The following is a 1,038-nucleotide window of genomic DNA, read 5'->3' as shown; positions in this document are numbered from 1 at the left end:
TGACTCGCCGAACACCGGCGAGGCCCTTGGCGACCTCTACGACAGCATCGAGAACCTTGAAGGCTCGATCTATGCCGATGCGCTCTACGGCAATGCCGAGGAGAACGTCCTGCGCGGCCTGGCGGGCTCCGACGCGCTGTATGGCGGGGAGGACGACGACACGCTGGAAGGCGGCCTCGGCGCGGATGCCATGCATGGCGGCGAAGGCTTCGACATCGCCTCCTATGAGAACGCGGCAGCCGGGGTCAACGCCTCGCTCGTGGGCTTCCGCAACACGACGGGCTTCGGGCCGTCGGACGAATCCGGACGCGACGCCTACAACAGCATCGAGGGCCTGCGCGGATCGGCCCATGCGGACCTGCTGCTGGGCGGCTTCGCCGACAACCTGCTGCAGGGCCTGGCGGGCACCGATACGCTGGTCGGCAACGGCGGCGACGACACGCTGGAAGGTGGCGCCGGCGGCGACGTGCTCGTCGGCAGCGAAGGGATCGACACCGCGTCCTACGCATCCTCCGATGCGGCGGTGACGGTCGACCTCGGTGCCGGGCTTGCCAGCGGCGGCCATGCCGAGGGCGACAGCCTGGACACCATCGAGAACGTCCTGGGTTCCGCCCATGACGACAGCCTGACCGGCGACATCAACGCCAACCTGCTGATGGGCGCCGCGGGCAACGACACGCTGGTGGGCTTCGCGGGTGCCGATACGCTGGATGGCGGCGAGGGCTACGACACGGCGGACTACGCGGCCTCCACCGAGGGCGTGAAGATCGACATGCTCGACGCGGCCGAGAGCAGCGGCGACGCCGTGGGCGACGTCTTCGTCAGCATCGAGAACCTGCTTGGCGGCTCCGGCAACGACACGCTGCTGGGCGACCTCGAGGCCAACCGCCTGGACGGCGGCGACGGCGACGACTTCATCAGCGGCCGCGGGACCGGCGATGTCAGCGGTTCGGCCGGTGACCAGCTGATCGGCGGCGCCGGCAACGACACGGTGAGCTACGAGTGGGACAGCGTCGGCGTCTTCGTCCATCTCGGCAT

The 1,038-nt window shown here is 69.4% G+C and carries 1 protein-coding gene; it reads left to right on the top strand.

Annotation, left to right across the window (positions count from 1 at the left end; genetic code table 11):
• Positions 1–1,038, top strand: a 1,038-nt coding sequence (locus tag HEQ75_RS27650; RefSeq protein ID WP_168035333.1) for a calcium-binding protein, incomplete at both ends; no start/stop codon positions are given.

The organism is Falsiroseomonas selenitidurans (assembly GCF_012103215.1).
GTDB lineage: Bacteria > Pseudomonadota > Alphaproteobacteria > Acetobacterales > Acetobacteraceae > Falsiroseomonas > Falsiroseomonas selenitidurans.
Note: the sequence above shows the minus strand (reverse complement) of the source record. Positions and strands in the feature narration are given on the sequence as shown.